Consider the following 15,010-nt stretch of genomic DNA (forward strand, 5'->3'; position numbering starts at 1 on the left):
CTTGAGGAACCCGGCGGCCGGCAAAACCAACCCCCGTTTTACCCCTCATAAGCCCTGCCTGGATTCTGCGCGGGGACCCTCGAAAGGACGTCATGGAACTGCTGTGGGAACTCGCCGGCTGGGCAGGCGCAGTTGCGATTCTCAGTGCTTACCTCGCTGTTTCTATGGGCTGGCTGAAGGCGGGTAAGGGCTTCCAGACGGCGAACCTCTTCGGTTCCGTGGCCTTCATCATCAACGGCACCCTGCACAGTGCCTGGCCGTCCGTGGTGACCAACGTTGCCTGGTTCCTGATCTCGGCCGTTGCGCTGGTCCGGATGCGAGAGGTGGAGGCTCCGGCCCAGGCCGTTGAGGCGCACGTACAGTACCCGGGCGTTCCCGATTCCACCGGCCAGATGGCCATCATTGAGGCACTCACCGAGGCGCTTCCCGTGGTGGGTTCCGTTACCACGGCGGCCGACGCGCGGCTCGCGGCCTAAAACCCTACGGCCCCAACCGCTGGGTGACACTTCATTACGTCCTCCGGGTGTTGTATGGGTCACATCCGTTTGCTTCTTTGGCGCACTCCTGACAAACCTTGCATCACATCTTTTTCTCAGCGCTTGTCAGCGCGTGCCCAATGGAGGGACACCACCTATGACTGACGTTCTCTGGTTTTCTGACCTCGGCCTGTCCGACCTCGACCAGGTCGGCGGCAAGAACGCCTCGCTCGGAGAAATGGTCCGGAATCTTGCCTCTGCAGGGGTAAAAGTACCGGACGGTTTCGCAACCACAGCCGACGCTTACAGAAGATTCCTTGCCGGGACGGGCCTCGATGCCCGGATTGAAAGCATTCTCGAAGACCTGGACAGCGGCGACGTGGCCGCTTTGACGGTGGCCGGGAAGCAGATCCGGGACCTGATCCGGGAGACCCCGTACCCTGACGGTTTCGAAGAGCAGATCCGCTCCGCTTATGAGCGCCTCACCGGCAGCCACGGCGCCGACGTGTCCTGGGCGGTCCGCTCCAGCGCCACGGCCGAGGACCTGCCCGATGCCTCGTTCGCAGGCCAGCAGGAGACCTTCCTGAACATCCGCGGCGTGGACAACGTCCTGCTCGCCATCAAGGACGTCTTCGCCTCGCTCTATAACGACCGCGCCATCGCCTACCGCGTGCACCACGGCTTCACCCACTCCGAGGTGGCACTCTCGGCGGGCATCCAGCGGATGGTCCGTTCCGACGTCGGCGCTTCCGGCGTGATGTTCACCATGGACACCGAATCGGGCTTCAACGACGCCGTGTTCATCACCTCGTCCTACGGCCTCGGCGAAGCCGTGGTCCAGGGCGCCGTGAACCCGGACGAGTTCTACGTGCACAAACCTGCCCTGGCAGCCGGGCGGCCCGCCGTCCTCAAGCGCGGCCTCGGCGAAAAAGCCGTCCAGATGATCTACACGGACTCAGATGAAGTGGGCCGGACCGTGGACTTCGTTCCCGTGCCGCAGGACCTGCGCCGCCGCTTCAGCCTGACCGATGACGAGGTCCAGGAACTGGCCCGCCACGCCCTGGCCATCGAGGCGCACTACGGCCGCCCCATGGACATCGAATGGGGCAAGGACGGTTTGGACGGTGAACTGTACATCCTGCAGGCCCGCCCCGAGACCGTGGAGTCCCGCAAGGCCTCCGGCACCATCTCCCGCTACACCCTCAGCGAGCGTTCCGCCGTCCTGGCCGAGGGCCGCGCCATCGGCCAGCGCATCGGCGCCGGCCAGGTGCGGGTACTGACCTCCATCGACCAGATGGCCTCCTTCCAGGCCGGCGACGTCCTGGTGGCGAACATGACGGACCCGGACTGGGAACCGATCATGAAGAAGGCCGCCGCCATCGTCACCGACCGTGGCGGGCGCACCTGCCACGCGGCCATCATCGCCCGCGAACTGGGCATCCCCGCCGTCGTGGGTACCGGCAAGGCCTCCCAGGTCCTCAAGGACGGAATTCCGGTCACCGTGTCCTGCGCTGAAGGCGAGGCAGGCTTCGTCTACGAGGGGCTGCTGGACTACACCCTGCAGGAAACCAGCCTGGACACCATGCCGGAGGCCCCGGTCAAGATCATGATGAACGTGGGCACCCCGGAGCAGGCCTTCAGCTTCTCCAAGCTGCCCAACCACGGTGTTGGCCTGGCCCGCCTGGAGTTCATCATCAACCGGCAGATCGGCATCCACCCCAACGCCCTGCTGGCCGTGGCCGGGGAGATTGAACGCCCGGCGTCGCTTTCGGACTTCACCGTGCGGCAGATCCGTGAAAAGACCGCCGCGTACGACGGCCCGCGGGACTACTACGTGCGGCGCCTGGCCGAGGGCATCTCCACGATCGCCGCGGCCTTCGCCCCGGAACCGGTGATCATCCGGCTCTCGGACTTCAAGTCCAACGAGTACGCCAACCTGCTGGGCGGCCCCGCGTTTGAGCCGTCCGAGGAAAACCCGATGATCGGCTTCCGCGGCGCGTCCCGGTACCTTTCGGACTCGTTCCGGCAGGCCTTCGAGATGGAGTGCGAGGCCCTGAAGTTCGTCCGCAACGAGATGGGCCTGACCAACATCAAGCTCATGGTCCCGTTCGTGCGCACCCTGGCCGAGGCCCGCGGCGTGACCGAACTGCTCGCCGCCAACGGGCTGGCCCGGGGCGAGAACGGCCTGGAAATCGTGATGATGTGCGAGCTCCCGGCCAACGCGCTGCTCGCCGACGAGTTCCTGGAGTACTTTGACGGATTCTCCATCGGCTCCAACGACCTGACCCAGCTCACCCTGGGCCTGGACCGTGACTCGGCCCTGGTGGCCGAAGGCTTCGATGAGCGGAATCCGGCGGTCACCAAGCTCCTGGAGATGGCCATCTCCGCCTGCCGCGCCAAGGGCCGGTACGTGGGCATCTGCGGCCAGGGCCCCAGCGATCACCCGGACTTCGCCGAGTGGCTGCTGGCCCAGGGCATCAGCTCCATCTCGCTGAACCCGGACGCCGTGACCGAAACCTGGCTGCGCCTGGCCCGCACCAGCAACCACACAGCGGTCTAAGTGCCTGACGCCCCATGGCGGGACGTCGTGGGGGCGGGCAGCACGTCCGCCCCCACGGTGTTCTTCCTTTCGGACAGCACCGGCATCACCGCCGAGACGCTGGGCAACACCCTGCTCACGCAGTTTCCCGCCCAGCACCTGGAACGCCGCACCGTCCCGTTCATCACCACGGTGGAGCAGGCGCAGGAGGTGGTGGCAGTCATCGACCAGGTGGCCGCCGCCGGCCCCCGGCCCCTCGTCTTTTCCACCACGGTAAGCCTTGACGTCCGCGCCGTCCTGGCCCGCAGCCGTGCGCATTTTTTTGACCTGATCGGGACGCATCTCGGCCAGTTGGAGCAGGCCCTGCACGCCTCCGCCAGCGGCCAGCCCGGCCAGGCCCACGGCGTGGGCGATGCCGTGCGCTACCAGTCGCGCATGGCCGCCGTCGAGTACGCCATAGAGCACGACGACGGGCAGTCGCTCCGTGCGCTGGAACGCGCCGAGCTGATCCTCATCGCCCCGTCGCGCTGCGGCAAGACGCCCACCACCATGTACCTGGCGCTGCAGCACGGCATCCTCGCGGCCAATTTCCCGCTGGTGGAGGAGGACTTCGCCAGCCTGTCGCTGCCCAAACCCCTGCTGCCGTTCGCGAAGAAGTGCTTCGGGCTGACGTCCCTGCCGGTCCGGTTGAGCCAGATCCGCCAGGAGCGCCGCCCCGGCAGCAACTACGCCTCGCTGAACCAGTGCAGCTTCGAGCTGCGCAACGCGGAGGACATGTACCGGGTGAATTCGATTCCGTTCGTGAACTCCGCCTCGATGTCCGTGGAGGAAATTTCCGCCACCGTCCTGCAACGGATGAACCTGCACCACTGAGTACACGATCGTCCATATTCGTGCCGCTATAAGCCATGGGAAAGCAAGGTCCCACTTCATAGCCTGTAGTGGTGACGAATGACGCGAGGAGCACGATTGTCCTGCCCGATGCCCCGCAGGACCAGCAGGACATCCTGGACGCAGGCGGTGTGGCCTGCTGGAGCGAACCGGTGCCGATCGACACCTACGCCCCCGGGCAACCCGACCGGTATCCGCTGTTCCTGGACCGGCGGGTGTATCAGGGCTCCAGCGGCAGGGTGTATCCGATGCCGTTCATCGACAGCATTGGGGCGGAGAAGAAACCCCGGCTGTGGCAGGCCATCCACCTGGAAAACGAATATGTCCGCCTGATGCTCCTCCCGGAGATCGGCGGCCGCATCCACATCGGTTACGACAAGACCGCCGGGTATGACTTCTTCTACCGGAACAACGTGATCAAGCCCGGACTGGTGGGCCTCGCCGGGCCGTGGATTTCCGGCGGGGTGGAGTTCAACTGGCCCCAGCACCACCGGCCGGCCACCTTCCTCCCCGTGGACACCGCCGTCGAATTTTCCGTGGATGGCAGCGTCACCGTGTGGCACAGCGACCTGGACCCGCTGCAGCGGATGCGCGGCACCCACGGCGTCCGGCTGACGCCGGGCAGTTCGCTGATCGAGGTGGAGGCGCGGCTCCACAACCGGACCGACGAGCCGCAGACCTTCCTCTGGTGGGCCAACGTCGCCGCCCGGGTGCATGAGAAGTACCAGTCCTTCTTCCCCACGGACGTCACCCACGTTGCGGACCACGCCCGCCGCGCCGTCACCGCCTTCCCGCGCGCGGACCGGCCGTACTACGGCGTGGACTACCCGGCGCTCGCGGCAAAAGGCGGCGGCGATGCGGACCGGCTCGACTTCTACGCCAACATCCCCGTCCCCACCTCCTACATGGTCACGGACACCCGGGACAGCTTCTTCGGCGGGTACGACCATGCCGCCGGGGCCGGGTTCGTCCATTGGGCGGACCGCAGCATCGCCCCCGGCAAGAAGCAGTGGACGTGGGGGACCGGTCCCGTGGGCACCGCCTGGGACAGGCATTTAACGGACGACGACGGCCCGTACGTGGAGCTGATGGCCGGCGTCTTCACGGACAACCAGCCCGATTTCAGCTACCTCGCCCCCGGTGAGACGCGCACCTTCAGCCAGTACTGGTACCCCATCCGGCAGATGGGCCCGGCGCAGCAGGCAAACCTGGACGCCGCCGTCGCGCTTTCCCTTGATGACGCGGGCCGCACCGTCACCGTGGGCGTTTCCGCCACCGCCCGCCGGGACGCACGGATTGAGCTCAGGCTCGGCGAGGCGACGCTCCACACCTGGGCCGCGGTCCTCTCGCCCGCCCATCCGTTTACCGCCACGCTTCATCTGCCCGTGCCCGCCGCCGGCACCGACCTGACGCTGCGGGTCATGGACGGAGGCGCGGAAGTGATCTCGTGGACCCCTCGGCACCCCGCGGAGAACCCCGAACCGTGGGCGGCCACCGAGCCGGCGCAGCCGCAGGACATGGACAGCATGGACGAGCTGTTTGTCACCGGGACGCATCTGGCACAGAACCGGCACCCTACCCGGTCGCCGCTGCCGTACTTCGAGGAGATGCTGTGCCGGGATCCGCTGGACTCGCGCGCTTCCACCGCGCTCGCGGCCGCGAGGTACCGCAGCGGCCAGTATGCCCAGGCCCGGGACCTGCTGGAGAACGCCCTGGCCCGTCTGACCCGGCGGAACCTGAACCCGCCCAGCGGGGAAGCGAGCTACCGGCTCGGCCTGGTCTTGGAGCGGACCGGGCATCTGGAGGAAGCCCGGGAAAACTTCGGAAAGGCTGCCTGGGACAGGGCATGGGCCCACCCGGCGCACCTGGCCCTCGCCCGGCTGGCCCTCCGGTCCGGTGACGCGGCGGAAGCACTCCGCCGGGCGGCTTTGGCGCTTGCGACAGAGGCAACCAGCCCGGAGGCCGGGCACCTGAGCTACCTCGCACTGGAACGGCTGGGGCGCCAGACGGAGAGCACCGCGCTGCTGGCGGACATCCTGGCGGCCGACCCCCTGGATCCGGTGGCGCAGGCCCTCGCCGGAACCCTGCAGGTGGCGGATCCCAAGACCGGCCTGGCGGTGGCGTGCTGGCTGGCGCGGGCGGGGCAGTGGCAGCGTGCCCTTGACCTGACCCGCAGCGCGGAACCCGCAGACGCCCACCCGTCCTTCGGCAACCCCGGCCCGCTGCGGCACTACCTGCGCGCCGGCTGGCTCGAGGAAGTGCTGGACCCGGAGACCGCCGCCGCGGAGCGTGCCAGGGCAAGGCGCGCGGATACCACGTACGCGTTCCCCTACGGGCTGGACGACTTCGACGCGCTGCACTGGGCGCTCGAGGCCGATCCCAAGGACAGGGTGGCCCACGGGCTGCTGGGGTGCTGGCTGCTGGACGCAGGGAGGACCACGGACGCCCTGGCGTACCTGGAGAAGGCCATGGCCCACGGTTCGCAGGATCCCGTGGTGTGGCGGAATGCCGCCCTTGCCACGGTGAATACGGGCGGGGACCCCGGCACGGCTGACCGGTACTTCCGCCGCGCCCTGGAACTGGCCCCAGGCGATGCCCGGCTGGTGTTCGAGCGTGCCGTCCTCGCGGAGGTCCGCGGGCTGCCGGCCGGGGAGCGGATCACCGCCATAGAGCAGCACGGGCCCGCCGTCCTGGACCGGGACGACCTCGCCATCCTCTACGCCAACCTGCTGACCGATGCCGGGCGGGCAGAGGACGCATTGGCCCTCCTGGCGTCCCGCAGCTTCCAGCCCTTCGAAGGCGGGGAGGGACTGGCGCTCGCGGCCTACGACCGGGCCGCCGTCCAGCAGGCCCGGCTCCTGATGGAGGAAAGCCCGACGGCGGCCGCAGCGTTGCTGCGGGACGGCATCGAGGCCCCGGCGAACCTGGGCGAGGGCCGGCATCCCGCGGACAGCATGGCTGAGCGGTTCGTGGCCTTGGGAGACGCGCTGGACCTTGCCGGCGACGCTGCTGCCGCGGCGGAGGCGTGGAACCGTGCCCTTCTGGCGGGCGGACCCTTGGCGGTGGACCGGCGTCCGGCAGGCTCGGCGGATTACTGGCGGGGCATCGCCTTCGTGCGGCTGGGATTGCCGGACGGCGGCGAGGACGTCTGGCGGCAGCTGGAGGCCCGGGCTGATGAACTGGACTCCGCTCCCGCTGCGCCGGACTATTTCGCGACATCGCTGCCTGAGCTGCTCCTCTTTAACACTGATACCGCAGCTTCCCGGGCCGCAGCAGCCGCGCACCTCCGGCAGCTGGCCGGTCAGGGGCGCCTGCTGGCCGCGCATGCCGGCACGAAAGAAGGGGCAGCACTGTGACCGAAAACCTGGGGACTGAAACCTCCGGGAGTGAAAAACCCCGCTACCTGGGGTCCGGAACCGTGGAAGGTGACACGGGCTCCCTGACGGGAGCGCCGCCGTCGCACCTTCCGCCCCGGCTGGCCATCACCCTCTGGGACTTTTCCTGGTACACCCGCGCCGAGGACGGCGGGCCGTACGCGGACCTCGACGCTGCGTGTGCGCGGGCGGCGGAGCTCGGATACAACGCCATCCGGATCTGCGCGGCACCGCTGCTGCTTTTCGGCGGGCTCGGCCTGGACGCGCTCGCGGAGGACCTGGAGATCGGGGGGCTCGGCACGGCGCCCGACGGCGGGATCTACGGCCGCGGCACCCGCTGGTACGACGCCCCCGGCGGGTACCGGCTGAACCTGCGGGAGCGCCTCATCGCGCTTTTCGACGCCGCGGAACGCCACGGGCTGGTGATCCTCCTGGCCAGCTGGGAATACCAGCAGTCCGCGGTGTTCGCCGCCTCCCCGCAGTGGTTCGAGGCCATCGACGCCGTCCCGCTGGCCGGCCGGTACCGGGTCCTGGCCGATGCCTGGGACCGGCTGATCCGCGCCGTGTCCGGGGCCGGGCACCGGGAGCGGATCGCCATGGTGGAACTGCACAACGAGGTGGATTTCTCCATCCTCCCGGCGCTGGCCGACGGCGGCACGGAGCAGGTGCAGCGGCTGCGGAAGCTGCACCCGGACCTGCTGGTGACGGCCAGTTACGGCAAGCCGCCGCACCTGGCCATGCACACCGTTCCCGAGGGCATGGGCGCCGCCCAGTTTCACGTCTACAGCTATGGGGTACTCGATGCCCTGCAGCAGCGGATCGACATCCGGTCCGAGGGGACCGACGGGTTTCCCAACGCTGCCCTGCGGTCGCTGTTGCGGGCCGATGCTCCCTCGTTTGCTGAGTACGGGCGGCTGGCGTCCTGGAAGTACCGGGCCACCGTGGTCACGGACCAGATGTTCTACGGCTACGACTGGATCGATCCCGCGGCCTGGGACACGTGGCTGGACAAGGAATACCGGCCGTACCGGGAGGTGATGTGGCGCGAGATCGAATCGCGGGTGGTGGCTATCGCCGCGTGGGCCCGGTGGAAGGACGTGCCCGCGGTGGTGGGCGAGGGGTGGATCGGCTACACACCGCTGCAGGGCGGGTTCGAGGAAGGGCCGGCGGGGCGGGAGCTGGCCGAGCACGGCATCCGCACGGCACTGGCGCACGGCGTGTGGGGGATGGTGCTGTGTTCCAACGCGGCCCCGCACCACCCCATGTGGGCTGACGCCGGGTGGCAGCGGCGCATGAACGATCTGATCCTCGGCTTTACTGTGAGCTGAGCTCCGGTGTCCCGTTCCGCTGCCGGGCTTCCGTTCTATCATGGACATTCCGTGACGGAAGGGGACGGGTTGGCGCGCGCCACCGGGTTCCAGAACCAGCGGCTGGTGGTGGTGCCCCGGCCGCTGGTCCGCGATGCCCTCAGCCGTCCCATCACCCGGCACCTGGTGGTTACCGACGCCGGCGTCTTTCCCGCAGCCGCCGACCACGGCCGGCACCGGCCGGACGGCGCGGCGGAAACCATTGTGATCCTGTGCGTCGCGGGCACGGGGTGGGTGGAAACCGGCGGGGTGCGGACCGCCGTGGGTGCGGCCACCGCCGTCGTGCTTCCCGGCGGAAGAGGTGAGGCCCACGCGTACGGTGCCGCGGAAGGCGACCCGTGGACTATCTGGTGGTGCCATGTGCGCGGTGCCGATGTGGCTGACCTGCTGGACGGAGCTGGCGTGCGGGGTGCGCAGGTTATTCCGCTGGTGGCGGCGGACCGGCTGACGGCGATGCTGGACGAGATCATCAGCGCGCTGGAGAAGGACCAGTCGCCGGCCAGGCTGGTGGCCACTGCCGGGATGGCGTGGCGGCTGCTGACCGCCCTGGCCATCGACCGCCGGCTGCCGGAGAAGGGGACGCCACTGCAGCAGGCGATGAACTATTTGGAGGACCGGGTGGATGGCTCGTTCCGCCTGGCCGATCTTGCGGCGCTGGTGGGGGTGTCGTCGTCGTACCTGAGCAAGCTGTTCCGGGAGGCGACGGGCGGGGGAGTGCTGGCGCACCACACGGCGTTGAAGATGGCGCGGGCGCGGCTGCTGCTGGACACCACTGACCTGCCCATCGCCGAGGTGGGCCGCGAGATCGGGCTGCAGGACCAGTTCTACTTCTCCCGCCAGTTCCGGCGCCTGCATGGGGTGAGCCCCAGCGCGTACCGGGCGGAGCGCAAGGGCTAGCCCTGCTTTTCGGGTGCTTTGCTGAGGTAACCATTCAGCATCGGATCCCTGGTTGCCCGCGGAGGGGCGTGAACCATGAGGCGGGGCCTTGTAGCGTGGGGCGCGGTCAACCCCCGAAAGGTTCTTCTGTTGGACAGCACGCCCCGCCCCGAAAACTCCGACCCCGCGGCCGCGCGCTATCCTGGCCAAGGAACGCTGACCAAGGGGAGTGCCCGGTATTCGCGCAGGCGCGCGCCGCGATGGCTCCTGATTGCCGGCGCTTCTGTTGCTGTGCTGCTCGTGGCGGCGTTGGTGTTCGGCGGCTATTGGGCTTTCCGGCTGCAATCGAACATTAAATCGTCGGCGCTGGGTGCCGGCGGGCAGCGGTCCGAGGGCCCGGTGGATGACCGGACGGACAGGCTCCAGGTGCTGATCCTGGGCACCGATACGCGGGATGGGAAGAACGCCGCCTACGGGACGGCGGACCAGTCCTCCGGGTACGGGCAGTCCGACGTCATGATGCTCCTGGACATTTCGGCCAACAACCAGGACGTCAATGTCATCAGTTTCCCGCGCGACCTTCTGGTGGACGTGCCGTCCTGCGAGGACCAGGACACGGACCGGCGGTATGCGGCCCGCCCCGGGGCGATGATCAACAGCGCCATGGCCGAGGCGGGAATTGGTTGCGCCGTGGACACTGTCAACGAGGTGACCGGGTTCGAGATTGACCACTTCATGATGGCCGACTTCAACTCGGTGAAGGAGCTCTCCAATGCCGTGGGCGGCGTGGACGTGTGCGTGGATGCGGCGGTGTTCGACCCCGATTCCGGGCTGCGCCTGCCGGAGGGGACCTCGAGCGTGCAGGGCGACCAGGCGCTGGCGTTCCTGCGGACCCGGTACGCGTTCGCGGACGGCGGGGACCTGGGCCGGATCCAGGCGCAGCAGGCTTTCCTGGGCTCGCTGACCCGCAAGCTCAAGGATGAGGGGACGCTGCGGAACCCTCAGAAGGTCCTGGGCATCGCCGACACCGTCACCCGGAACCTCACCGTGGACGACGGCCTCGCCTCGATTCCCGCGTTGCTGACCATCGCGGACCGGCTCAAGAACATCGACCCGGCCAGGGTGAACTTCATTACCGTGCCCACCGTTCCGGCCGCGAACCCCAACCGCCTGCAGCTCTCCGAACCCGCGGCAGGCAACCTGTTTGGCGCGCTGCGGCAGAGTGCCGACCTTGCCGGGCCGGCGCCCGCTCCCTCGGACGCTCCCCCTGCGGAAACGCCGAAGACCGACTACGACAAGTCGCTACAGCCGGTCCTCATTGCCAACGGCACCACCGTTCCGGGCCGCAGCCACGACCTCACCCCCATCCTCACCGAGGCCGGGTTCACCAACCTCAGCCGGATCGAGGCGCAGCCCGCCGACGAGACCACCATCTACTACGGGCCGGACTTCGAGGATGTGGCCGCGGACGTGGCGGCATTCTTCGGTCTTCCCGCGTCCAAGGTCCAGGCGGATCCGTCCGTTTACGGCGTGCAGCTCTACCTGGGCATCGACTTCACGTCCGGCACTAAGCCCGAAGTTGCTGCGCCGAGCGCCCGGGACGTTGTTGCCCAGACTGCCGAGGACCAGAAGTGCCAGGCGGTCCGATAGTTCCGTGCTGTGAGGCTGTTGGGTTTCGTCTGGGAGTGCCCGGTTAGGGTCTAAGACCCGGCGGGTGCTGTGTCCGGACATGGCGGACTGGAGCCTAATCTGACGCCTTTTCCGAGGGCGCCTGACGTCAGGTTGGAGTGTAGCTCACAGAGAAAAGCAACCTTCCATTTATGCGAGTAAGAGGCCCTAGAGAATCTATTCAGAGAGCAGCCGGCATTCAGGACGGAAATTTGCACTGGAGGCTCGTTATGGACGGTGCAACCAAGTTGTGGGTCCTCTAGTTCACCTTCCACGATCTATTGGCGGGACTCCAGGGCCGCGTCATCCAAGTCAGAACACCCCCGCCGAAGCGGCCGCACTGATCAACTTCCTGATCAGCGACCCCGAAGTCGCAAAAACCTTCGGCACCGACCGCGGCCTCCCTGCAGCCCCCGTGGCCCAGGACGCCATCGCATCCACCCTTGACCCCATCGGCAGGCAGATCCTGGGCTACACCAAATCCATGACCGAGCAGGCCGGAGAGGCACAACCGATCACCCCCAACGGCGTCAGCGATTCCGAATCAATCCTGTCGCGGAACTTCCAATCAGTACTCTTCGGAGAACAGTCCCCGGAAGCCGCAGCGCAGAAGTTCATCGACGAGTTGCAGTCCTCGATCGACGCAACGAAGTAAGACATCAAGATAAGGGAGAGGGAGCGCGAGGGGCTCCCTCTCCCGCGGCTTTGGGCGCCCACACCCGGCCAAGACCTGAATCAGCTTTGCATATGTTGCCGCCCCGGAGACAGGACTTCCAGCCAGCTCCGACGCATTGCGCCTAGCAGTGTCTCCAGACGCACCCGCGCGGCCAGTGAAGTTCCCGCTAGTCAGCCGGGCGGGCGGCTCGTGATGACAGGTATTGACGCTAGGCGGCGACACGTATAATCTAACGGCAACCCAAAGCGAAACGATTCGTTTTTGCGGCTTAGCGATAGCCCATAAGCCTGTCGAGCGCTTCGGGCAGCCACTCGATAGAATATGCGACTACCTCTCGCTGGTAAATACGTAACGTTTCGCTCTGGCGTGTGTTCGTCTTTCGGACCGACCGGGACGAACAGTCTAAACTCAAACGATCAAAGGAGATCCCGTGCAGCGCATTGCTCAGACGCGCCGCCGATTCACCGCGGTGCTCGTCGCCGCAGTAGTCGCCGCTGCCTTGTTCCCAATCAGTCCGACCAGTGTCCATGCGGCACCTGAGCCGGGCAGCTATGCACTCGACTTTGGACCAGGCGCCGTTGCAGACGGGTACCAGGGCGTCCCATGCGACAGCGCCTTCGACCCCGAACGCGGTTACGGCTTCGATAGCACCGCTAACATCGCTGGGCGGGATCGTGGCGGCGATGACCTGCTTAAGGGCGACTTCTGTTTCGCCAACACAATGAATTTCAGCGCCCAGCTTCCCACAGGTGACTACACCGTGCGGGTGATTTATGGCGACCTATCGTCCAGCCAAGGAGCGGCAACTATTACGGCTGAGGGCCAGACCGTGGTCTCACGTGCCGGTGCAGCAGCGGGTCAATTCGTGGACCGCACCTTCAACGCACGCGTATCTGACGGCGCACTTTCCCTATCGTTTTCGGGCAGCCCTGCACGAATCAACGCTCTAGTCATCAAGCCATACGTGTGGGAGCCAGGACTTGCCCTCACGGATGACGGAAGCGGAAGCGTACAACTGAAGAATTCTTCCGTCTCGCTTCGGATGTCCAAGAACTCTGCAGCAATCACCGAGATCCGCCTCAACGGACAAGAACCTACCCGCAACCTGCTTGCAGGCGGTCAAGGCGACTACCTCGCCAATTATGTTGTCGCCGGCAAACGGCTCCAGAACACACTGCGCAGCGCGGAATTCGCCATCGAATCCCAGACCGACTCCCGCATTGAGGTGTCCTTCACTGAAAATGACCCGGCCGCGCTCCCGTTCGAAGTTGAAGTGCATATCGTCCTCGAAGCCGATGCGCCTGGATTCTACATGTACTCGGTCTACCGCTACCCGGAGAACATGCCGGCAGACGTCCAGCTCGAGCAGCTGCGTTACAGCTTCTCCGGAGACAAGAACTTGTTCCGCTGGTACTCCATCGACGGGGAACGAGCAGGAGTCGCACCACTCCAGTCAGAGATCGACGCCGGCACAGAGGTACAGGACGCGACGTACCGCCTGGCGGACGGCAGCGTCTACTCGAAGTACCAGCAGATCAGCGACCCGGAGGGCACGGACGGGGTCTTCGGCATTTACGGTGACCACATCGGTTTATCACTCATTCAGGCGAACAAGGACTGGGTTGGGGGCGGCCCCACCCGGCAGGATCTGACCACACATACGGGAGGTTCCCCGCGCCTTCTTTGGCATGAAACAACCGCGCACTACACTTCAGAACGAGTCACCCCTGAGCACGGCTGGGAAAAAATATACGGCCCATACTTCCTCTACGTCCATGAGGGCGAATCCCCGGACAGCATGTATCAGGCCGCAGTGGCCCGTCTTGGGGAAGAAAAAGCGAAATGGCCCTACAGCTGGGTGACTGATCCGCTTTATGCAGCCCACACGCGGGGATCCGCCGCCGGCCAACTGACACTTTCAAACGTGAGTACTCCTGCCAACGCCTGGGTGCTCCTCACCGACCCCCAGTCCGACGACTGGCAACTCGATTTCGAGAACTACATCTACTCGGCCCGGACCGACAGCGAAGGCCGATTCACTATTCCCGCCGTCCGCCCAGGCACCTACACCCTGCACGCCTTCACAGACGGTGTCTTCGGCGAGTACACCAAGACCGACGTCGTCATCGCGGAGAACGCCCGCACTGAACTCGGCACGCTCACCTGGGAACAGGAAGCACACGGACGCGAACTCTGGCGGATAGGCACCCCCGACCGCTCGGCCGGCGAGTTCCACATCGCCGAGGGCGCCGCCTCGCCCGTTCCAGGGCTGGACCCATTCCGCAAGTGGGGCACGTGGCTCGACTACCCCACCGAGTTCCCCAATGACGTCGACTTCCAGGTGGGCCAGGATGACCCGGCCAAGGACTGGAACTACTTCCAGCCCGCAGTGCGAACACCAGGCCTCCCGGACACACTGAAGGTGCCATACGACAGCACTCCAACGGACTGGAAGATTCGCTTCAATGCGGACGGGCGCCTGACAGGAAAAGCCACCTTGACGTTTGGAATTGCCAGCAGTGTGTTTGGCAGCCTCGATGTCTCGGTGAACGGACAGAACATCAAGACGTGGGAGACAATCCCCGGTCCGAGCAACGACTCCGCACTGTATCGGCAATCTGATCGCGGCGTTTACCGCGAACTCAGCGTCCAGTTCGATGCCTCACTGCTCCGGCCCACAGACAACGTCATTAATCTGAAACCGGTCGTACCAGCCACGGCGGACCCAAATACGTCATGGTCCAACGCCTTCGCCAGCGTGATGTACGACGCGATCAAACTCGAGGTGGCACCGTCCTTGAACGTCGAGGCCGCGGTCTCCTCGCGATGCGAGGCGGGGAAGGTCGTCCTCGTCACGTCGCTTAAGAACAACGATTCCGAGGCGGTTACGGCAGCTGTTCAAACGGAATACGGATCCAAGGAACAGGCTTCGGTCAGAACACACCAAACGGTGAAGGAAGAAGTCAGGACGAACTTGCCGTCCGTACCCGCGGGTGTGCTCACGCTAGGTACGAGGGCCACAATAGGCGGCGAGGATATCTCTTATCAGCAAGAGATCGAATATCCAGGGCACTTCTGCTGAAGGGACTGGGGGCGGCGCTAGCCGCCCCCAGTCTTTTTGCACCGAAAGTCGCTCATAGACC

The 15,010-nt window shown here is 66.3% G+C and carries 9 protein-coding genes; all 9 read left to right on the top strand.

Annotated elements, in window-relative coordinates:
• Positions 1-92: 92 nt before the first annotated feature.
• The 9 genes from BLT71_RS01985 (at position 93) to BLT71_RS02025 (ending at position 14,949) form a co-directional block, all read left to right on the top strand.
• On the top strand, positions 93-476 hold the full coding sequence (locus BLT71_RS01985; protein WP_091717111.1) for a CBU_0592 family membrane protein: 384 nt from the start codon (positions 93-95) through the stop codon (positions 474-476).
• 157 nt (positions 477-633) lie between these two features.
• On the top strand, positions 634-3,036 hold the full coding sequence (ppsA, locus tag BLT71_RS01990) for a phosphoenolpyruvate synthase (RefSeq protein ID WP_091717113.1): 2,403 nt from the start codon (positions 634-636) through the stop codon (positions 3,034-3,036).
• Positions 3,037-3,888 (top strand): pyruvate, water dikinase regulatory protein, encoded by an 852-nt coding sequence (locus BLT71_RS01995; protein WP_091717115.1) that lies wholly within the window; start codon positions 3,037-3,039, stop codon positions 3,886-3,888.
• A 71-nt stretch (positions 3,889-3,959) separates the two neighbouring features.
• Positions 3,960-7,262, top strand: a complete 3,303-nt coding sequence (locus tag BLT71_RS02000) for a DUF5107 domain-containing protein (RefSeq protein ID WP_231994413.1) — start codon at positions 3,960-3,962, stop codon at positions 7,260-7,262.
• Complete coding sequence (locus BLT71_RS02005; protein WP_091717119.1) at positions 7,259-8,608, top strand: cellulase-like family protein; 1,350 nt, start codon at positions 7,259-7,261, stop codon at positions 8,606-8,608. Before BLT71_RS02000 ends, BLT71_RS02005 begins: the two co-directional genes overlap by 4 nt.
• A 51-nt stretch (positions 8,609-8,659) precedes the next feature.
• Positions 8,660-9,544 (top strand): helix-turn-helix domain-containing protein, encoded by an 885-nt coding sequence (locus tag BLT71_RS02010; protein WP_231994415.1) that lies wholly within the window; start codon positions 8,660-8,662, stop codon positions 9,542-9,544.
• A gap of 129 nt (positions 9,545-9,673) precedes the next feature.
• Positions 9,674-11,173 carry an LCP family protein gene (locus tag BLT71_RS02015; protein ID WP_091717123.1) on the top strand — a complete coding sequence of 500 codons (1,500 nt, stop codon included), beginning with the start codon at positions 9,674-9,676 and terminating at the stop codon, positions 11,171-11,173.
• A 268-nt stretch (positions 11,174-11,441) separates the two neighbouring features.
• Positions 11,442-11,846, top strand: coding sequence for a type 2 periplasmic-binding domain-containing protein (locus BLT71_RS20280; protein WP_157693409.1), 405 nt, complete (start codon positions 11,442-11,444; stop codon positions 11,844-11,846).
• Between the two features lie 451 nt (positions 11,847-12,297).
• The gene (locus BLT71_RS02025) at positions 12,298-14,949 is read left to right on the top strand and encodes a polysaccharide lyase family protein (RefSeq protein ID WP_091717127.1); all 2,652 of its coding nucleotides are present in this window, start codon (positions 12,298-12,300) and stop codon (positions 14,947-14,949) included.
• Positions 14,950-15,010: the final 61 nt, after the last annotated feature.

This window comes from Pseudarthrobacter equi, from assembly GCF_900105535.1.
In the GTDB taxonomy this organism is placed as follows: Bacteria; Actinomycetota; Actinomycetes; order Actinomycetales; family Micrococcaceae; genus Arthrobacter; species Arthrobacter equi.

Excerpts from the sequence above, each read along its gene's own strand:
- BLT71_RS01985 (WP_091717111.1), top strand. The coding sequence starts at position 93 with ATGGAACTGCTGTGGGAACTCGCCGGCTGGGCAGGCGCAGTTGCGATT.
- ppsA (WP_091717113.1), top strand. The coding sequence starts at position 634 with ATGACTGACGTTCTCTGGTTTTCTGACCTCGGCCTGTCCGACCTCGAC.